Below are 18,625 nucleotides of genomic sequence, written 5' to 3' on the forward strand. Positions count from 1 at the left end.
TTCCTCGAGTCATCCGTTATTTAGCAGCTGCACTGTTGCGCCCTATTGTTAAGGATGCAAGCAGATCACGGACCAATGCGTATGGTCTACGAGTGGCCCTATTAGACGGTTGAACGGTTGGATCGAACGGTTCTGCTACGGGCTGGCGCAACCGTTCAGCCCTTAAGAAACAACCCTCAACTTGTGCCTTGCCGTTGTCTGAGCCTGCAATGCCCCCGCCAATCGGCTGGCAACGGAGCCAGCGGCCCTTTGCACGGCATCATCCGCCAAATGCGCGTATCGCAACGTCGTGCTCAGGTTCTTGTGGCCCATGATTTCCTTGAGCATGAACGGATCAATACCGTTTGTAACCGCAACGGATGCATAGGTATGTCTCAGGTCATGCAACCGAACATCTTCGAGACCTGCGCGCTTGCGAATGCGCCGCCACGGTTTTTCGAGGTCGGTTAGGTGACCGTCCTCAGTGTTCCCCAAGATGACATAGGGGTTTCCCTGCAAGCGTGGCAGACCCATCAGAATGTCATGGGCCTCGCGGGGCAGGGGGATGCGCCGCCGCCCGGTTTTGCTGTCGGGCAATTCCAAGTGGCTATACGTCACGTAGTCCCATTTAAGGGTGAACCTCGTCCTTGTTCCCGGACATTGCGGTACTTTACCCTTGTCCATGAAAGGGGCACCAAATGGGACGACAGCGACGGAAATATACGGACGATTATAAGGCTGCGGCAGTTGAATGACTTTATGAGCCTAGTGCGACGCAGGGTAGCGTGTCGAGCGAGCTTGGGATCACCGGTACACAACTGAAGACGTGGAGGCTTGAGATTGAGGTGTTTGGTTCATCAGAAGCCAAGCGCCGTCAGAAGGCGGATGCCGCTGAACTGGCCCGCCTTCGCAAAGAGAACAAGCGTCTTGCTGAGGAAGTGGCGATTTTGGATTGAGCCGGAACGGGGACCGATCCGGGGGATCGATATCCCGGTGAAAGCATCCGCTTTTTTCGCAACGAGGGCGGTGAAACCATCCCTCTCGGGACATCGCCTTGCAATGCCCTGCCGGGCAGCGGACGAACAAGCACAGCTTCGTCACGGCCCACAAAGCGCAATATGCGGTTGCCACATTATGCCGACACCTCAAGATATCCCGGGGTTGGTTCTATGGCTTTCTGACCAGTCAGGACGCCCGCGATCAGCGGCTTGTCATCCGTGAAGCGCGAGATCTGGAGTTGCTGCCAAAGATAAAGGCGTTTTTCAAAGCCAGCGGGAAATGCTATGGGTCCAAGCGCATTCATCAGGGTCTAATGGCTGATGGTGAGATCGCTTCTGAGCGGCGTGTGGCGATAATAATGAAAGAAAACAAGGAGTCTCCGCTTCTGCGTAAGCGCCGAAAGCCCAAAACTACTGACAGCAAACACGACATGAAGCCTTCACCAAATCTACTGGAGCAGAAGTTCAACTGCCAGACGCCCAACACCGTTTGGCTGGCGGATATTACCTATATCGACACTCCCTCTCGTGCATTGCTGCGCAATAGCCTGCCGGGCAGTGGACAGGGGGAGCCAGTATGCAGGTGGGAAATACCGCGAGCTGATTGGCAAGGCCTCCATCACCCAATCCCCTCTCGTGCATGTGAACATGCACTGCCAGGCACTGCATGAGCCGCAAAGGAGAATGCCTGGATAACGCGCCAATGGAGAGCTTTTTTGCTCCATTGAAAAAAGAACTCGTGCATCGCCAGCGGTTCAGAACGCGCGCTCAAGCCAAAGCTGCAATCTTCGAATACATTGAGGTCTTCTACAATCGCCAACGCCGCCACTCCAGTATCGGCTACAAAACGCCCGGTAATCCCCCCCGAAACTAAGGGGATGTGGAAGTAGAATTTTCTCGGCAGAATGCATGAGGAGATTTTGATGAAGATGACGAGATATAGCGAACCCCAAATTCTTGCGATCCTACGCCAAGCCGAAGGCGGTGTGCCTGTAACGGAGCTGTGCCGCGAGCACGGGATGAGCAACGCGTCGTTCTACAAATGGCGATCAAAATACGGTGGTATGGACGCGTCGATGATCAGCCAAATGAAGGCGCTTGAAGACGAGAACCGGCGGCTGAAAAAGATGTATGCCGAGATGAGCATGCAAGCAGAATTACTGAAGGAAGCCCTGGGAAAAAAGTGATCCGGCCAGCCTTACGACGGGGTCTGGCCGAGAAAGCGGTGGCGCGCCACGGTATCAGCATTGCGCTGGCCTGCCGCACGTTTGATGTCAGTGAGACGTGCTATCGTTACAGCCCGCTCTTGAGCGATGAGAACGAAGAGATTGCCGATCTGCTGGTTGGGCTGACGGCCGCACGGAAGACTTGGGGGTTTGGGCTATGTTTCCTGCATCTACGTAACGTGCAAGGTCATTCGTGGAACCACAAAAGGGTTTACCGGATTTACTGCGAACTGGAACTGAACTTGCGGATCAAACCTCGGAAACGGTTAAAGCGGGACAAACCCGATGCGCTGGCAGTGCCGGACGCCCCGAACATGACCTGGTCGATGGACTTCATGGCGGATCGCCTCGGGGATGGTCGGGCGTTTCGGCTCTTGAACGTGCTGGATGATTTTAACCGCGAGGGTTTGGGCATCGAGGTCGATTTTTCTTTGCCAGCCGAACGGGTTATTCGCAGCCTTAATCGGATCATTGAATGGCGTGGGAAACCAGGAACCATTCGGGTCGATAATGGGCCGGAGTACATCAGTGGTAAGCTGCTGGAATGGGCTGAGAAACAAGGTATTATCATCCAGTACATTCAACCCGGAAAGCCGCAGCAGAACGCTTACATCGAGCGCTATAATCGCACCGTCAGGCATGAATGGTTGGACCAACATATCATCGAAAACATAGAGGAGGCACAGGACTTTGCCACACAATGGCTATGGACTTACAATAATGACCGCCCGAATATGGGCCTCGGCGGCATCACACCCGCAATGAAACTGAAAATGGCCGCGTAAATTCTACGACCGCCCCCTGTTAAAAATGGGGGGATTACCGCCCCTGCAGGCATTTGAAGATACAACCTTGAAAATGGCCGCATAGGGTCAATAGTGAAACTGTCCGGTTTTAGGGACGAGGATCACTACTCGCTGATGCCGACATTCAAGACTACCGAATCCATGACAATCGCCACACTCACGCGTCACAGTAGGATGACCGACGATAACATCCCGCAACAAGGGCGCCGATTTTCACTGACCTATATGAAGACTGACGAAGTTCTAAGAGACAGCAACCGGATGTGGTTTCGTATGGCGAGGCTGTTTTCTGATGTCGCACTTGGGCAATATAATGTCGACGTAAAGTTTGGTAGAATTGTCGAGAGAGAGATTGGGATTTCAGTCATCGGTAGCGGTGGATATTCAGGCGGATTTGTAAATTTTGAGCGGGTGTTGAAAGACGCGTCGATTGAGGATCTGCTTGACTTGATTGCGCTAATGTTTCGTTTCGCGAAAGCAAACCACCGTGGGCAATTCTTGTCGACCGCTCGTCGCATCTTTTCAGAGACCCAAGTTGGACCTGTCACGGTATTGTTCCGCCCCTTTGAGAGCATATTCTGCCCCAAAGGAGATACACCATGGCACCACGACCATCCGAAGAATTCAAACGCGACGCAGTGCGGATCGCACTGACCAGCGGGCTGACCCGCCGACAGGCGTCCTCCGATCTTGGGGTTGGTATGTCCACCCTGTGCAAGTGGATCGGAACCTATCGTGACGCGGACGTTGTTTCGAAAGAGGATCAGGAACTGGCCAATGAGAACGAGCGCCTTCGCCGGGAAAACCGCCTTCTACGTGAGGAGAGGGAGCTGCTAAAAAAAGCAACAATCTTCTTTGCGGACCAAAGCAAATGAGGTTTTCATTTGTTGAAAAGCACCGCAATAGCATTCCCACAGAGCGACTTTGCCGGATTGTGGATGTCACCCCACGTGGCTACCGAGCCTGGCGCAAACGCCCTGCCTGCCAGCGTCAACGTGGGGATATGGTTCTGTTGGCCCACATCCGGGAGCAGCACCGCCTGAGTTTGCAGAGCTACGGCCGACCGAGAATGGTCGAAGAACTGAAAGAGCTTGGTCTGGATATTGGTCACCGCCGTGTCGGCCGATTGATGCGCCAGAACGGCATATCTGTTGTCAGAACCCGTAAGTACAAGGCCACAACGGACAGCAATCACAAGTTCAACATCACGCCAAACCTGCTGAACCGGAACTTCTCAGCAGATCGACCCAATCAAAAATGGGTTGTTGATATCAGCCACATCTGGACCCGCGAGGGCTGGCTCTATCTGGCCGTGGTTCTGGACCTGTACTCCAGGCGCGTGGTCGGTTGGGCTGTCAGCAACCGGATGAAGCGCGATCTGGCCATACGGGCGCTGAACATGGCCATAACCCTGCGCAGGCCGCCCAAAGGATGCATCCATCATTCTGATAGGGGCAGCCAATATTGCTCGCAGGATTACCAGAAAATCCTGCGCCGGTATGGCTTCAAGGTATCCATGAGCGGCAAGGGTAATTGCTATGATAACGCCGCAATGGAAACCTTCTTCAAAACCATCAAAGCGGAATTGATCTGGCGGCACTCTTGGCAAACCCGCAGGGCTGCTGAGATCGCCATCTTCGAGTACATTAATGGGTTCTATAATCCCCGCCGGAGACACTCGGCATTAGGCTGGAAAAGTCCCTTGGCTTTTGAAAAGATCGCCGCCTAAATGAGCACAAGGGGCGGAACGAAAGCGGGACAGGTCCAGGCTGACAGCTTCAGACAATGGGCAGACAGCGCGCATTTCTATCGTCACGCATCAGGGCAGCCGGAGCCGTATCAACCCACTGAGGCACATGCTGTGCTAATCGTATCGCAAGGGCTGGGCTTCCTTCGTTGGCTGGTTCAGTTGAAAAATGACATAAACGAGTGATGTAACTCAAAGATCTGATCACATCCGGCGTGTCGTTTGTGAGTTCATTTATCGACATGGCCGGCCGCTTCGTAAGCAAGACGAAATGACTGCATAGTGTCTGGCTCGGCATCAACGCCGTGCAAGAACCCACCGTAAAGGGTAAGGGCTTCGTCATGCCCGATTAGTGTAATGACATGAGGTAGCATCGCCAGTAAATGTTCGTCTACTGCCTGAGTTGCTTCAGTACTTTTTTCGATGTCCATTGCCGATAATCCCAAAGGTTTCTAACCTTTTGATTATAAATAGTTTACATGGCACCGAACACAACAAGCGACCTGTAATAACAATAACCTACAGGTTCAATTCATGCCCTGCATGATACAAAAAGGACCCCGATGTTAATCTGGAGAACCTCTGCGTTACCATTGAGTTTTACGCGAACGACCGCAATGACGGGGCGCACCGCAGTATTTTTTGCTGGTGGTGAATGGCAGCGAAGGACCGTGCGCGTGACTTTGCAAGGTTCACTTCCTGCGGCCGAACTGTGCTCGGGCGTATCACAAAACGCGGCAGCCGATATTTGCGAATGCTGTTTGTGCAGGCCGCCAAGGTGATCCTGATGCGCCCGCATCGCTGGCCCGACTTTAGCTTCGGTGACTGGCTGATCAGGGCCGAACCCCGCATGCATCGCAACAAGCAGGCGGTTGCGCTTGCCAATAAACTTGCACGAACAGCCTGGAGCATCCTGCACCATGGCACCACGTTTGATGCCCCCAGAGACGAGGTCGCGGTCGGCGTCTAATGCGCCGCTACGATCCAAAGGAGTTCGCGAAAGATCAACAGCATGGAACGGAAATACTACGCCCCCAGAGTCTGACGGCCCATTTGGACATTATAGACCTTGCGGCTAATGAGACCACGGAGCGAGCGTAATCCCAATGAGGCCACGACCCGCGTGTCGATCAACAGGCCGGATACATATGAGCGACTTCCGAGAACGTGCGAAAAATCATTTGCGAACAGTAGCCGGTACATACATTGGGCCGGACCGTTTACAGCTGAAGTACATCATCAGGCGATCGTCGTCGGCTTGCGCAATGCCGTCAATGCGGCGGCGGCAATCTCAAAAGATCGAACCCGTGCCGAGTGGTCGTGAATCATGCCAGTCACCAAAAGTTCGTCAGGCTGATACTTGTCGATAATTGTGCGAAGCTGAGCCTCGATCGTCATCGGAGAACCTGTCGCGGAGCACGACATCGCCTGCTTCACCTGTGCAAACACTGAGCTTGGGATTTCGGCGGCTAAATCATGGGTCGGGTATGGTAACTTCCCGGGTTTGCCTGTTCGTAAATTTGAAAATGCGAGCAATTGTGATGACCGCAGAAATTCAGCTTCTGCATCTGTTTCCGCCGCGCAAACCCCGGCAGCAACCATCACATACGGCTGCGATAGGGTGGCAGAGGGTTGAAACGATGTCCGGTAAACTGACAAGGCGTCCTCCAGCATAGCTGGTGCAAAATGCGAGGCAAAGGCGTATGGTAGACCAAGATAAGCTGCTAACTGCGCGCCATAAAGGCTTGAGCCGAGAATCCAGACTGGAACCTGTGTGCCTGCTCCGGGAACAGCCTGAACAGCAGCGTCACCCGGCACATCGTCAAAATACCCTATCAGTTCTTGCACATCCTGAGGAAAGCTATCCTCGGGCGCCATGTGACGGCGCAGCGCCCGGGCCGTCGCCACATCTGTCCCCGGCGCACGGCCTATGCCCAGATCGATCCGGTCCGGATAAAGCGTCGCCAGCGTTCCAAACTGTTCAGCCACCATCAATGGGGCATGATTGGGTAACATAATCCCCCCGGCCCCTATCCGCATGGTATTGGTTGCTGCAGCCACATAGCCAATAACGACCGCTGTCGCCGCGCTAGCTATCCCAGGCATGTTGTGATGTTCCGCCAGCCAATAACGGTGATACCCAGCCTTCTCTGCCGCTCGCGCGAGCTCGGTTGTGTTAGATAATGCGTGGGCCGCAGTCTTCCCTTCTGGGATAGGCGATAAATCGAGCAGCGAGAATTTTTGCATGTGAGACTCCGTTCGAGCGACACCTAATTGCTCCAAGTGTAGAACCCAAGCTCAACCGAGGCTTTGTTCTGTAAGCAGCGATTTCGGTGCCGTCTGGCCATTTGGTGTCATCCCAACCAAATGGCTACCTGAAGCACGAGGGCCGGAATGGGACTGAAGGTGTGAATTCGCTGCGCCAAGATTCAACGGCTGCTCAGGGCCGTTCTTAACAGTTTGGGGAGAGGAAAGAGGCCCGATTGCTGCACCACGTACATTTCGACGAGAAGGGCGGATTGTTGCCGTTCGCTGCAATCCGCACCAATGGCGGCAATGCGCGGCGGTTTCAACGGGTCGGCGCAACACTTTAGTCTTTATGGAAAGATGGAGTGTAAATCATGGCCTATCGCCGCAGACATTTTTTTACAGATAAACAGAAGTCGGAGATCTGGGATCGTTGGCAACGCGGAGAGTCGATGAGTTCGATTGGACGTGGATTTGATCGTGCATCATCATCGATTTATCCTCTGCTGGCGCGCACCGGTGGTATCCGTCCGCCAGATCGCATGAGGTCCCGTTTGGCTCTGAGTTTGGCTGAACGCGAGGAGATATCACGAGGCCTGACTGCGCAACTATCTGTGCGATCAATTGCGAGATCCTTGAAACGGTCTGCGTCGACCATCAGCCGCGAGATCCGGCGCAACGGTGGTGCCAAACTTTACCGTGCGGCTCAATCAGATGCAGCGGCATGGGCTCGTGCCCATCGGCCAAAGCCCTGCAAACTGGCAGGCAATATCTATCTATGTCCACTGCCCGGCAGTCGATACGAAGTATCGATGAGAGGGGGCGATATCGGCCAAGCTGACCCGCAAATGGTCCCCGCAACAAATCGCAGGTTGGCTGATGCGCGCACATCCCGATGAGGAAGACAAACGGGTCTCTCACGAGACGATCTACCGAAGCCTATTTATCCAGACACGCAATGTACTTAAGAAAGAATTGCTGTCGCACTTGCGGGCGACGCGATCCATTCGTCGCTCTCGCCACGCCACCATGAAGCGCAGCGGCCTTGGCCAAATCAAGGACACTATATCGATCCGACAAAGACCGGCGGATGTGGAAGACCGTGCCGTTCCAGGACACTGGGAAGGCGATTTGATCGCCGGTTCTGGCAACAGCTTCATTGCCACGTTGGTCGAGCGACATACGCGTTATGTGATGCTGGCCAAGGTTGGCAACAAAGACAGTCACAGCGTTGTTCAGGCGCTGATCAAGCAAGCTCACAAGCTACCAAAAGAACTCTACCATTCACTGACATGGGATCGTGGAAGCGAGATGGCGGGGCACAAGAAGTTTACCTTGGCGACTGATATCGACGTCTATTTCTGTGATCCGCGACCACCGTGGCAACGCGGCACGAACGAAAACACCAATCGTTTGCTGCGACAGTACTTCCCAAAGGGCACAGATTTGTCGATACATAGTCAAGCAAAGCTGAGTGCTGTCGCAAGACAGCTCAATGAACGACCTCGAAAAACGCTAGGATATGAGACACCAGCCGAGCGTTTCAATGCATGTGTTGCGTCGACCCGTTGAAACCGCCGCAGGTTACGGACTTTGCAAACTTTGGCTGTAGCACCGAAGCCGACATTGGATGGGCGCGCGACGTAGGACCGTACCGAGCCCAATTAGCAAGATACTGCATCGCACTCTTATTGACGTAAAGCGTCTAAAGCTACCATTGACCCGGCGCATGCTTCGAATGGGTGGGGAAATCCGGCGATTCCTTTCCAAGCAAAATGAACGCTCTGAAGGGTCAATATGTGATACCAATCTACGACCCCGACTCATTGTCGATTCTGTGACACACCATTGGTGCGAATAGGTGAAAAATAAGTGGAATTGTTTTAGTTGCGCGGCCATAAGCTGCCCTCAGGAGGAACCATCATGAAGAAGCTTTTTCGAAATCTAGCCGTCGGCCTGACCGGTTTTGGTATTTCTATGTCTAGCGTTACTGCCGACGAATGGCGCTTTAACAACTTTCTGCCGGAGACGCGCCCCGAATCCACCGAGTTAGAGCAGTTTGTCGCAGAGGCAAACGAAGCTCTGGGCGGTGAAGTCTCGCTGAAACTCTATAGTGGTGGCTCTTTGGGCCTGCCAAACACTGATACCCTTCGCTTCTTGCCAAAAGGTGCGGTGGAAATGAGCCTCATGTGGGCCAACTATCTAGGGCGGGACGCGCCTGCGTTGAGCTCTGTTGTTGTGCAAGGCACGATCGGCTCAATCGAAGAATTCGAAAAGGCGATCCCGACAGTCCGCGAAATCTATGAAGAAGAATTTGCCGATTGGGGCGTATCCTCGGTTGGTTATGTGGCGATCCCGATGTTGTCGGTTTCTGTCTTCTGCCGAGACGAAGCAGTACGGACAATCGATGCGCTGAAATCGAAAAAACTGCGGGTTTGGGCGCGTGATCAGGTAGAGACCTTTACCCGCCTTGGTGTGGCTGCACAGATTATTCCGCAAGAGGAAATGTATGTCGCGTTGAAAACTGGCGTTGTCGATTGCGCGTTGTATCCCGCACTCTACGCCCACACCGTATCGCTTCAGGAAGTCGCCCAATATGCGTCATTCCTGTATCCGATGGCTTCGGGTCCTTACGTGATCGGCGTTTCCACCGATCGTTGGGACGCAACTGACGACACCATCAAGCAAGCTCTTACAAGCGCAGCGGATGACCTGTGGGACCGGACCAACCAGTACGAGGACGATTTTGAACGTGAGCTGGCCGCGCGTGAAAATCTAGTCGAAGGTGGTGTCACTTGGGGCGAAGACTTCTCTCAGGCTGATCGCGACCTGTTCGTATCTTCGGTTACCGAGACGTGGAAGATGCTTGCCGAAGAAGCCGGTGGCAATGCTCCCGCCTATCGCGAACGTGTTTTAAAAGCTCTCGGACGCTAAGAGCGGAAGATGCGTAAAACGCTCAAAAAAATCACTGCGCAGGGGCTGGAAATGCTGGCCCTTGCGTGCGCGGGGGCGGCTGCACTTGGAATGGTCACGATTGTAGGCGTCATAGTGACCAGCGTTCTGATGCGAAAATTTGCAAACTCGCCTTTGCACATCACCGAAGAAGTTGTTGGATTGCTGCTGAGCGTGTCATTGTTCCTTGGCCTTCCCATGGTCACTCTCCGGGCAAAGCACGTCCGGATCGCGCTGGTGGCTAATATGTTCAAAGGCAAATGGCACGTCGCGGTGCAAATTGTGGCTTTGATGATTGGGGTTGGCTTTTTCACCTGGCTGATCGTTGAATCCATCCCGTGGTTCGAATTTGCCTTTAAGAGGAACTTGAAGACCGAAACCACGCGGATCCTGCTTTATCCTTGGATGGCACTGATGCCGCTGTCGCTTTCCCTCACATGCGCAATACTATTTGCCCGCTTATTCGGCTTCATTGATCGGATTGACGACAACGATACCGAGATCGAGAGTGGGCAGAACGAACAAGGCGAGGCAAATAGTTAATGTTCTGGACTACCCTTATTGGTGTGCTTGTCGCCGCCGCCAGCACCGGCGTAGCCTTGGGCGCAGCGCTTGGCCTTACCGGGATGATCATCCTTTATTTTTTCTCAAATGGGGCAACTTCGCTTGCGATCGACGCAATCTGGAGCGTGTTCAACTCGTTCACGCTCAGCGCTGTTCCCATGTTCATTCTTCTGGGCGAAGTGCTGTTGCGCAGTGGGATCAGTGAAAAGGCCTACTCGGCGTTTTCTCCCGTGTTTCGAAAGATCCCAGGCGGGTTGCTTCATACCAATATCGCGGTTTGTACGCTTTTCGGCGCGGTCAGTGGATCAAGCCTGTCAACCGCCGCCGCGGTGGGGTCGGTGGCCTATCCGGAAATGTCGAAACGTGGCTATGACAAAGATACTGTGGTTGGCAGCCTGGCCGGCGGAGGTACGCTTGGCTTGCTCATCCCCCCAAGCCTGTCGTTCCTGATCTACGGTGCGTTGACGGAAACCTCGATTGGCCGGTTGTTCGCGGCGGGCATCATACCGGGTTTCCTGGTTGGCAGCATGTTCAGTATCTATCTCTTGGTGAAATGTATCAAGAACCCAGCCATCGCGCCTCGTGACCAGTCAGAGACGTCGTTTTGGGAAATCCTGGCGGGTTTCAAACATATCTGGCCGCTATTGGCCCTGATCTTCTCAGTCATCGGCACCATCGTCGCCGGTCTGGCCACTCCAACCGAGGCGGCAGGAGTCGGCGTCGTTCTCGCTGTGTTTATCTCGTCCATCTGGGGCGATCTCACATTTCGCAAACTGATTGACGCCATTTATCACTCGGTTCTCCTGTTTTCGGCTGTGGGTTTCCTCGTGCTCGGGGCAACAATCCTTGCGCAATCGGTGAGCATCCTCGGCGTACCACAGAAGATCCTGGAAACTGTCGCGCTCAGCGGGCTTGGCACTTACAGCGTGTTGCTGGTCGTCGTGCTGTTTTATTTGGTTCTTGGGTGTTTCTTTGACGGTCTTTCGCTCATGATCATGACTCTACCGGTGGTGTTCCCACTTCTGACAGGTCTTGGCTTCGACCCGATCTGGATTGGCGTTATAATCACGATTGTCATCGAAATTGGTCAGGTCACTCCTCCTGTTGGTCTAAACCTTTCAGTTCTAACGGCACTGACCAACAATGAGGTCAGCCTCGGGCGTGTCGCGGTGGCGACTGTTCCCTACTGGATCATCCATCTGTTCGCCATTCTGATCCTGACGATGTTTCCGATATTGGCGCTTTTCCTTCCCAACCTGCTCTTTTGACAAAGGAAATCCGAAAATGGCTCTAAAAATTAGACCAAAGTCGTTTGGACCGGTATTTGTTTCCCTTGATGACAAAGACGCCATTCTCTTTGCGTTTTCTGATCCATCGGATACCAGCCCTTACCCACCAACAAACACACCCGTAGACACGTTATTGGCGTCTTTGGGGTCTTGTATTGTTAAGTCGATTCAATGGTCTGCCGAGCAACGCAAAGTTGACCTGAACCCGTTTACCGTCAAGGTCGAGGGCACCAAGTCCACGGAACTTCCTGGCCGACTTGAAAGGGTGGATATTACAATTTTTGGAACCCTAGTCGCGGATGAAGCTCTCGCGCCGCGTATCGTGAAACAGGCCAAAGCGATTTGCACGGTCAGTAATTCATTAAACAGCGACTTGGGCATCAAAATTCAGGCGGGACCAATAACGTGAAGTGGGTTTCGCCCCCTGTTGAAAATTATGACAATCGGAGATTTCGATGAGCGATGATCCTGCCGCAGGCAAAGATGTCCCGATTGACCTCCATACCACGCTGGCAATGCTAGAAACCGATCCGGGCGCGGTCTATCAACGGCTACGGCGGGAAACCTCGATTGTGCGCCTGAAAGCAATCGGACGGATCGTTTTCACAAAAGCCGAGGATGTCTACAGGGTCAAAGCCGACATCGAACATTTTGGGTCATTTGACACCACCTCGCCCATGCAAAGAGCTTTCGGCGGCCACACGTTGATGCGCAAGGATGGCTGTGAACACATGCGCGAGCGACGGGCCATGGTGGGTGCGTTTGAGCCGTCGCTCCTTCACAATCATTGGCAAACTGAATTCGATGCCCTGACCGAAACGCTTCTGGACGAGCTTGCGCAGCTGACAACCGTCGACCTATTTCCCGCGCTGGCGGTTCCGCTGTCGGCCGGGTATCTGAAACTTGTTCTGGGGATAGAGCAAGCCACTGATGCGCAGCTATTCCGCTGGGCTCAGGCATTGATCCGTGGCGCCATGAATGCTGGCTTGGACCCGGAAATCTTCCAAGAGAGTGATCAAGCCAACAGTGAAATGAACGAATGCCTTGATCAAATGATCGAACGGCACTTGCGTAACCCCAACTGCTCGGTCCTGTCGGTGATGGTAAATCAGCCGGACCCAATACCGCTGAGCCAAATCAGAACCAATATGAAGATCTGCATTGGTGGCGCGGTGGTCGAGACGCGGGATGCAGTGCTGTCCACCCTGTACGGCTTGCTCAGCAATCCAGAACAGCTTCGATATTCCATCGATCAAAACGCCTGGGATCGGGTCTGCGAAGAGGGCCTGCGCTGGATGGCACCTATTCAGGCCAGCCCTAGGATTGTGAAGAAGTCGCTGGTCATGCGGGGCGTGAATATACCTAAAGGTGAAACCGTCATGGCCATTCAGGCATCGGCAAATCACGATGAGGATATTTGGGATCAGCCGCATCTGTTCAATCCCCAGCGAGAACCTCATGGCAATCAGGCGTTCGGGGACGGATCCCATCAATGTCTGGGCGGCAACATATATCGCCTATTGGTTTCCAAAGCGGTTTTACCCAAGTTGTTTGAGCGTTTTCCCGCGCTTTCTCTGGTGAACCAGAAAGCAGTTAAATTCACAGGGTTTGCGTTTCGCGGTCCGACCTCGCTGCCGGTAAACTTGAGGTAGCGCTTGTAGCGAAAGCTGGGGAAATGCACGCTATGGCCATTTGTTCAGATCACGGCGAAGGACCGCACGCTGTGCATGTCGACGCAGACATAATGTGCCGCTAAAAGCCATTGGCGCAAACGCAGCGAAAGCCCACTATATCCCGTTCATGGTCGTTGCTGTTAGGTGCGATGAATGTCGGCTTTCGCCAAGGTTGCCGTTAACAATTGCGTCCGCTCTGGGCTGGAACCTGCCGTTAGACGCGTTTTCCGCAAAGGTCTGCATTGGGCAGAAAGTACCAGTCGGATCGATCAGAGCAAAGGTCGGGACCTTCGTACTTTGCTCATTGCATATGATCTCGACTAATGACTGCTTTTCACCGCGAGATAGGCGTCACAACCCATACGGGTCCCATATATGAGGTGGGGTTAGGGGTAACCTTAGGTAACCTTATTCATTAAGCATACTTCTTCTTGTATTATGTATATTTAGTAATATTATTAGTAACTTACTGATATATCCTCTGGCTGATTAAGGGTGCTCAATACTGACTTCTGGGGTCAGGTCGACATGCTCTTTGAATACCCGGATCATGACCTCCTGTGCCTCAAAATCGTTCTCCACAGGCACAAGCACAGCATCATGAATGGGGAGCACTGGTATGTTCTTGTCTTTCAGGGCCAAAAGAACAGAAACAAGGTTGTCTGACTCCTGCCGCATGAGCAGCATGCCAACCCCGGCACCAAATCGATGAACGATCGGTGGGTGCCTATTGCTGACTGCCTCAAGTATTTCAGTCAGTGATATCCTTTTTGGTATGGTTTTCCTGGCTCGCTTGGGCATGCGTCCCAGAGGTTTACTGGCGTTAATGGCCGCCTGAATGACCTTCTTGATGCCGGGGCGACAGCTTGTCGGGATACCAAATTCAGACAGGTCGTAGAGGTCGCCTTCTGGAGGCGTAGTCCCCTCAAGTCCATAAAGCAGCATGAGACCCATCTGGCCGTAGTCGAGCTCTGCAACGTATTCCTCGCCCAGCATAATGTTTTCAAGACGTTCAGAGTGTTTCAAAAGTTGCCAGAATCCGCCATACAGCCTGCCTCCCTGCGCAAAGTCAGAGTTGTTAAATATGCGCTTCAGACGACGATTATGAGAGTTGATGTCCAGGAGGGAGCAGGAGACGTCTGTCTTTTCCAGTCAAGTGTTGATGACCTGCACCTGCTCTCTGAGGGTAGGGGTCTCTTCTGTGTCCGCATAGTCGACCAGTTTTCCGGGTTTATCGTCCCGTTGTTTAGGCTCTCTCAGCAGAATGACTTCTTCATCAGGTGTTCGTCCGATGTCAGCAAAGGTGATGCATGAGCCTTCAATCAGGCGCAAAAGCCTAGATCCCGAGCCAAGAACTGTCTGTTTTCCGCTGACGGCAACGTTCAAAGCCTGATCTTTGATCGTGAACTTACGTTCTCCCGCTGTCAAAGTGATGAAAGACATCTCTTCGGCAGACATTACCTTCAGGATATCAGAAAGGGTCTTGCCAAGCGCCACACCTTTGTAGCGGGATTTCGATCTCAGGATCTGGTGGCTTTGGGTGACATGAACTTGCCCACCAAGAACTTCCAACTGGCGGTGAACCAAATCACACACAACAGCTTCAACTGTGGCTTCGTAGGTGGCTTGAGCAGCAGCATTCCGTCTTCGTTTGCGCTTCTTATAGTAGGCTTCATACCCTTCCATGAATCGCAGAACGTCCTGGACCAGCGCCGTCATGGCAGTGGAGGCACAGCAACGATGTGGGTTGAAAGGGCGGGCAGGAATATCGTCAGTCGTTGGATCCGACTTGAGCGGGGCTGCTCCTGAATTCCCGGAGGGTGTCATAGGCCATTCTCTAGGTTGGATTTGTCCATCCAGTCGCGCAACACGTCAATTTTGAACCCAGCTCCGTACCGTGCAGCGACCTCTTTGTTGCTGTGACCAAGGATCACTTTGCTGATTTCTTCAGGACAACTGGTGTTTCTCAGGTCGTCCTTCTTCCTGTGCCGTAGGCTGTGCAACGCCTTCTTGGGGTCAGAGATGACTTTCCTGAAGCGTTTCATCATCGTTGCTGAGGCTGCAGTATTTCCTTTGCCGCGACCATACCGATCAAAAATTGGTGCCTCGTCCAGCTTGTTCTCTCTATGCTCCTGTAACGCTTCGACCAATCGGTCAGATATAGGCAGCCGTCGCTCGCTGCTTACTGTCTTCAACCCTAGGCGGTCTCCGGCAGTATTCCCGGCGCCTTTGATCTGCAATTTGTGGAAAGGGTTGCTAACCGACAGGCCACGCTCGTCGATTGTGTGGTTCACCACTGCTCTGATGACATTGACGTAGCGGGTCACGCTGTTGGGGCAGGCCCGTTTTAGCAATAAGTCTCTGTACCTGAGGGCATCCAAACGCCGCAGGTAAGTGAGGGGAGGGCTTCATCAGCTTTGGTGTCCCAAAAGGGTCCAATACCCCTTGGTTTCTTTGCATTTATAGCAAAATCAAGGGGAATTGGCTCCGGCGGTAGGGATCGAACCTACGACCAATTGATTAACAGGCGATTTTGTTCCCAACCTCAAGTTGTTGATATCGTGACGTATCGCGCGTCAGGTATATTTTGTTGTGGAATCCCAATGACATTTGCGGCTATTGAAGTGACTGCAACTGACTTTCAACGACGCTGGTTACCGTTACAGACGGTGACAAATCCGGTGACAAATCCGGTGACGGTTTTTTGGTTCGCTTCTGTACTGCAGCCTCTTGGACGCTGGCCTGCCTGGTGGCCCAATTTACCAGGTGTGGAATTAGAAAACCGCCCATGCGGGCTAAAGATTGGGGACCAATGGCCAAGCTAACTGACGGAAGAAATGGAGTAATTGCGAAGGCGCAGGCTCCGGAACGCGGACAGCGATTTATTTATGATGACCACAGGGATTCTCCGCGTGGGTTCGGATTGCGCATCACGGCTGCTGGCGGCAAGGCGTTTATCCTGAGTTACACTGTCGATGGAAGAAAACGCCGCATGACAATCGGCCCATGGCCAACTTGGTCATTGGAAGCTGCCCGTATTGAGGCGCGTGACCTAATTTTGAAAATTAGTTCTGGCGCAGACCCGCTCGAAGAGGGACGTCGGCGCAAGGCCGAACCCCTGATCAGGGAGCTGGCCGCAGATTGGCTCGATATGCATGCCACAGGCCTGAAGAGCGAGACGGCCATTCGTGGTTACATCGAAAACGACCTTATTCCCGCCATTGGCCGTCTGAAGGTGAGTGATGTCCGCCGTCGTGATGTGATCGAGCTGGTGGAAAAAAAGGCCGAGAAAACGCCTCGGGCGGCAGCCCAGTTGCTCCTCTATGCGCGCCGCATGCTCGATTATGCGACCGACAGGGATTACCTTCAGGCAAACCCTGTGGCTGGCCTCAAACCGTCTGCGATTAAAGTCAAAGGCAAACGGGATCCGCTAAAGCCTATTGTGAGGACCAGAGTTCTCGATGAAGAGGAAATCAAAGCATTTTGGCTCAATATTGAGTCCTGTGGCCTTCACCGATTGACTGCATTGGCACTTAAACTTGTCCTAGTGACTGGCCAGCGACCCGGTGAAGTGGCTGGCTTACATGAAAGCGAAATTAGCGGTCGTATTTGGACAATCCCCGCGGATCGACGGGGCAAAACCCAAACAGCTCATGAAGTATACCTGTCTGACACTGCGCTTGATATCCTAAATGAGGCAAAGGCAGAACTGGATCGACTGCAAGTGCGAAGGCCGGTGCCGTGGGAAGGCTATCTTTTTGAGGCTAGGCCAGGGTCTCCTGTTACCAATGCCGCGCTTTGTCGCGCCGTAAATCGGCACCATGTATCGCTCTACGCGAAGGACGTGCACCCTTGGGGGCGGTGGACGCCGCATGACCTACGCCGGACGATGCGTACTGGGCTCTCTGCCTGCAAGGTTCGACCCGACATCGCAGAGCTCACAATCGGCCACGTCAAAACCGGGATGGTTGCCGTTTACGACCAACACGCATTTGAGGATGAACGGCGTGGCGCGTTGATAAGCTGGGAAGGTCGTTTGATGGCGATTATTGAGGGGCAGGGCACTGAAACGACAGTGGCGAATGTTGTTTCGATAGAGGAGGCACGCACCAATGCCTAAAAAGGTGAAACACGGTGTTGGCATGATGGAGCGTACCCGGCTTCGATTCGATTTGACTGGTGATGGCGGGGAGGCTGAGTGGACAGCATGCATCGAGCATATGAAGAAAACGATGGTTGGCCCGGATGAAGGGCGAGATCGAATCGCCGCAGGTTTCCAAGCCATTCTCACAGCGTGTGGGTTGCCTGACCCAGGTACGGCTGCACTGAACGATATGGTTTATGGACAGCAAGGCGAAGATTCTGTGCAATACATCTCTGCGCGATGGTTGATGGAATACCATCGACTAAACAGAGAGCGAGACGATTTGGCAAGCGGTTCGAAAGCCTTCGATTTGCAATTGATGATCATGCACGCCGAAGAACTCGGCAGACAGCACGAACGTTTTCAGTGGCGTCAGGGGATTGATGAGGCGACAGGTAAACGGCCTGAGGAGTTGGCCTTATCGGGGCGCCGACAAGTCAAAAACGGCCAAGATGGAAATGCCATGCGGACCGACAATAGTTTCCTCGCAAAAAATGGAAACCGAGCACAAAAGTTTGTCAACGAGCTCCATATCCGAAAGCCTCATTTGTCTTGGGCAGATCTGCAGAGAAAGGCGGCGGAGAATTTCGGCGTAAGCCCAATCACGATCAAGAGAAACTTGAATAATCCCAAAAAAGCTGGATCAGGCAGGAGCGAATGATCCTCTGACATTCAGCGACATAGCCTCATGTTGAAACCAGCACGAGGTCAATGATGACATTTTGTAACCTAATCACCGAAGCGAGTTACGCCGACCAGCGTGGCGTTTCCATTCGGTCTGTTCAACGTGAGCGCGCACAACGCGTCGGCCCACCGTTCATTAAGGTTGGTCGGAACGTGTACTACCGGCCCGCAGCGATTGAGGCTTGGCTTCTGTCCAAGGAGCAAGTCCAACCAAGATCATCAAGGACAACGTCGTGAGGGACGTTCTTGATTTGTTGCGCGGCGAGGCCCGGCGGGCTTTGGTTATGCGGGCCAGGTCCAAATTCTCACTCTCGGC

18 protein-coding genes and 3 pseudogenes are annotated in these 18,625 nt (G+C 53.3%); 15 read left to right on the forward strand and 6 right to left on the reverse strand.

What is annotated here, in order from left to right:
- Positions 1-162 precede the first annotated feature (162 nt).
- Complete coding sequence (locus QPJ95_RS18355; protein WP_286018177.1) at positions 163-597, reverse strand: site-specific integrase; 435 nt, start codon at positions 595-597, stop codon at positions 163-165.
- A 167-nt stretch (positions 598-764) separates the two neighbouring features.
- Here QPJ95_RS18355 and QPJ95_RS18360 point away from each other — a divergent pair, with 167 nt between their 5' ends.
- The 6 genes and pseudogenes from QPJ95_RS18360 to QPJ95_RS18385 all read left to right on the forward strand — a co-directional run bounded on the left by QPJ95_RS18360 (position 765) and on the right by QPJ95_RS18385 (position 4,738).
- Positions 765-935: a hypothetical protein gene (locus QPJ95_RS18360; protein WP_286018178.1), complete on the forward strand. Its 171-nt coding sequence runs from the start codon at positions 765-767 to the stop codon at positions 933-935.
- Positions 936-1,216: 281 nt separating this feature from the next.
- Positions 1,217-1,648 (forward strand): IS3 family transposase, encoded by a 432-nt coding sequence (locus QPJ95_RS18365; RefSeq protein ID WP_286018288.1) that lies wholly within the window; start codon positions 1,217-1,219, stop codon positions 1,646-1,648.
- Positions 1,645-1,851, forward strand: a pseudogene (locus QPJ95_RS18370) (IS3 family transposase); the annotation flags it as partial. The gene QPJ95_RS18365 and the pseudogene QPJ95_RS18370, both read left to right, overlap by 4 nt.
- Before the next feature lie 49 nt (positions 1,852-1,900).
- Positions 1,901-2,988 (forward strand): IS3 family transposase gene (locus tag QPJ95_RS18375; protein WP_286018159.1). Its coding sequence is split into 2 segments (ribosomal slippage): positions 1,901-2,162 and positions 2,162-2,988, totalling 1,089 coding nucleotides; the frame shifts between segments, so codons are not numbered across the junction.
- 93 nt (positions 2,989-3,081) lie between these two features.
- On the forward strand, positions 3,082-3,663 hold the full coding sequence (locus QPJ95_RS18380) for a hypothetical protein (RefSeq protein WP_286018179.1): 582 nt from the start codon (positions 3,082-3,084) through the stop codon (positions 3,661-3,663).
- Positions 3,609-4,738 (forward strand): IS3 family transposase gene (locus QPJ95_RS18385; RefSeq protein ID WP_390922428.1). Its coding sequence is split into 2 segments (ribosomal slippage): positions 3,609-3,852 and positions 3,852-4,738, totalling 1,131 coding nucleotides; the frame shifts between segments, so codons are not numbered across the junction. The genes QPJ95_RS18380 and QPJ95_RS18385 overlap by 55 nt, the downstream gene beginning before the upstream one ends.
- Before the next feature lie 248 nt (positions 4,739-4,986).
- On the opposite strand, the gene QPJ95_RS18390 is transcribed toward QPJ95_RS18385, so the two are convergent.
- Positions 4,987-5,187: a hypothetical protein gene (locus QPJ95_RS18390; RefSeq protein WP_270921266.1), complete on the reverse strand. Its 201-nt coding sequence runs from the start codon at positions 5,185-5,187 to the stop codon at positions 4,987-4,989.
- 236 nt (positions 5,188-5,423) lie between these two features.
- Here QPJ95_RS18390 and QPJ95_RS18395 point away from each other — a divergent pair.
- Positions 5,424-5,726: pseudogene (locus tag QPJ95_RS18395) on the forward strand (transposase); the annotation flags it as partial.
- 269 nt (positions 5,727-5,995) lie between these two features.
- On the opposite strand, the gene QPJ95_RS18400 reads toward QPJ95_RS18395, so the two are convergent.
- On the reverse strand, positions 5,996-7,003 hold the full coding sequence (locus QPJ95_RS18400) for an LLM class flavin-dependent oxidoreductase (protein WP_270921265.1): 1,008 nt from the start codon (positions 7,001-7,003) through the stop codon (positions 5,996-5,998).
- Positions 7,004-7,377: 374 nt separating this feature from the next.
- On the opposite strand from QPJ95_RS18400, the pseudogene QPJ95_RS18405 reads away from it, so the two are divergent.
- The 6 genes and pseudogenes from QPJ95_RS18405 (at position 7,378) to QPJ95_RS18430 (ending at position 13,460) form a co-directional block, all read left to right on the forward strand.
- Positions 7,378-8,575, forward strand: a pseudogene (locus tag QPJ95_RS18405) (IS30 family transposase).
- A gap of 351 nt (positions 8,576-8,926) precedes the next feature.
- Complete coding sequence (gene dctP / locus QPJ95_RS18410) at positions 8,927-9,937, forward strand: TRAP transporter substrate-binding protein DctP (RefSeq protein WP_270921170.1); 1,011 nt, start codon at positions 8,927-8,929, stop codon at positions 9,935-9,937.
- Between the two features lie 9 nt (positions 9,938-9,946).
- The gene (locus QPJ95_RS18415) at positions 9,947-10,498 is read left to right on the forward strand and encodes a TRAP transporter small permease (RefSeq protein ID WP_270921169.1); all 552 of its coding nucleotides are present in this window, start codon (positions 9,947-9,949) and stop codon (positions 10,496-10,498) included.
- Complete coding sequence (locus QPJ95_RS18420) at positions 10,498-11,787, forward strand: TRAP transporter large permease (RefSeq protein ID WP_270921168.1); 1,290 nt, start codon at positions 10,498-10,500, stop codon at positions 11,785-11,787. The genes QPJ95_RS18415 and QPJ95_RS18420 overlap by 1 nt, the downstream gene beginning before the upstream one ends.
- A 16-nt stretch (positions 11,788-11,803) precedes the next feature.
- A complete protein-coding gene (locus QPJ95_RS18425) occupies positions 11,804-12,217 on the forward strand; it encodes an OsmC family protein (protein ID WP_270921167.1) in 414 nt (137 codons plus the stop codon).
- A gap of 298 nt (positions 12,218-12,515) precedes the next feature.
- Positions 12,516-13,460, forward strand: coding sequence for a cytochrome P450 (locus QPJ95_RS18430; RefSeq protein ID WP_286018180.1), 945 nt, complete (start codon positions 12,516-12,518; stop codon positions 13,458-13,460).
- A gap of 510 nt (positions 13,461-13,970) precedes the next feature.
- On the opposite strand, the gene QPJ95_RS18435 is transcribed toward QPJ95_RS18430, so the two are convergent.
- The 3 genes from QPJ95_RS18435 to QPJ95_RS18445 form a co-directional block, all read right to left on the reverse strand.
- Positions 13,971-14,507 (reverse strand): hypothetical protein, encoded by a 537-nt coding sequence (locus QPJ95_RS18435; protein WP_286018181.1) that lies wholly within the window; start codon positions 14,505-14,507, stop codon positions 13,971-13,973.
- A 126-nt stretch (positions 14,508-14,633) separates the two neighbouring features.
- Positions 14,634-15,308 carry a hypothetical protein gene (locus QPJ95_RS18440; protein ID WP_286018182.1) on the reverse strand — a complete coding sequence of 225 codons (675 nt, stop codon included), beginning with the start codon at positions 15,306-15,308 and terminating at the stop codon, positions 14,634-14,636.
- Positions 15,305-15,835: a site-specific integrase gene (locus QPJ95_RS18445; protein WP_286018183.1), complete on the reverse strand. Its 531-nt coding sequence runs from the start codon at positions 15,833-15,835 to the stop codon at positions 15,305-15,307. Before QPJ95_RS18445 ends, QPJ95_RS18440 begins: the two co-directional genes overlap by 4 nt.
- A 458-nt stretch (positions 15,836-16,293) precedes the next feature.
- Between QPJ95_RS18445 and QPJ95_RS18450 the strand changes: the two genes are divergently transcribed.
- Complete coding sequence (locus QPJ95_RS18450) at positions 16,294-17,601, forward strand: tyrosine-type recombinase/integrase (protein WP_270921084.1); 1,308 nt, start codon at positions 16,294-16,296, stop codon at positions 17,599-17,601.
- Entirely contained in the window at positions 17,594-18,286 is a 693-nt protein-coding gene (locus tag QPJ95_RS18455) for a hypothetical protein (protein ID WP_270921085.1), read from the forward strand. Before QPJ95_RS18450 ends, QPJ95_RS18455 begins: the two co-directional genes overlap by 8 nt.
- Positions 18,287-18,625 lie beyond the last annotated feature (339 nt).

This window comes from Parasedimentitalea psychrophila (assembly GCF_030285785.1).
Classification (GTDB): domain Bacteria; phylum Pseudomonadota; class Alphaproteobacteria; order Rhodobacterales; family Rhodobacteraceae; genus Parasedimentitalea; species Parasedimentitalea psychrophila.

What these genes read in the sequence shown, in the direction of transcription:
- QPJ95_RS18390 (WP_270921266.1), bottom strand. Translation starts at nt 5,187, where the DNA reads ATGGACATCGAAAAAAGTACTGAAGCAACTCAGGCAGTAGACGAACAT.
- QPJ95_RS18400 (WP_270921265.1), bottom strand. Translation starts at nt 7,003, where the DNA reads ATGCAAAAATTCTCGCTGCTCGATTTATCGCCTATCCCAGAAGGGAAG.
- dctP (WP_270921170.1), top strand. Translation starts at nt 8,927, where the DNA reads ATGAAGAAGCTTTTTCGAAATCTAGCCGTCGGCCTGACCGGTTTTGGT.
- QPJ95_RS18415 (WP_270921169.1), top strand. Translation starts at nt 9,947, where the DNA reads ATGCGTAAAACGCTCAAAAAAATCACTGCGCAGGGGCTGGAAATGCTG.
- QPJ95_RS18420 (WP_270921168.1), top strand. Translation starts at nt 10,498, where the DNA reads ATGTTCTGGACTACCCTTATTGGTGTGCTTGTCGCCGCCGCCAGCACC.
- QPJ95_RS18425 (WP_270921167.1), top strand. Translation starts at nt 11,804, where the DNA reads ATGGCTCTAAAAATTAGACCAAAGTCGTTTGGACCGGTATTTGTTTCC.
- QPJ95_RS18430 (WP_286018180.1), top strand. Translation starts at nt 12,516, where the DNA reads ATGCGCAAGGATGGCTGTGAACACATGCGCGAGCGACGGGCCATGGTG.
- QPJ95_RS18440 (WP_286018182.1), bottom strand. Translation starts at nt 15,308, where the DNA reads ATGACACCCTCCGGGAATTCAGGAGCAGCCCCGCTCAAGTCGGATCCA.
- QPJ95_RS18450 (WP_270921084.1), top strand. Translation starts at nt 16,294, where the DNA reads ATGGCCAAGCTAACTGACGGAAGAAATGGAGTAATTGCGAAGGCGCAG.
- QPJ95_RS18455 (WP_270921085.1), top strand. Translation starts at nt 17,594, where the DNA reads ATGCCTAAAAAGGTGAAACACGGTGTTGGCATGATGGAGCGTACCCGG.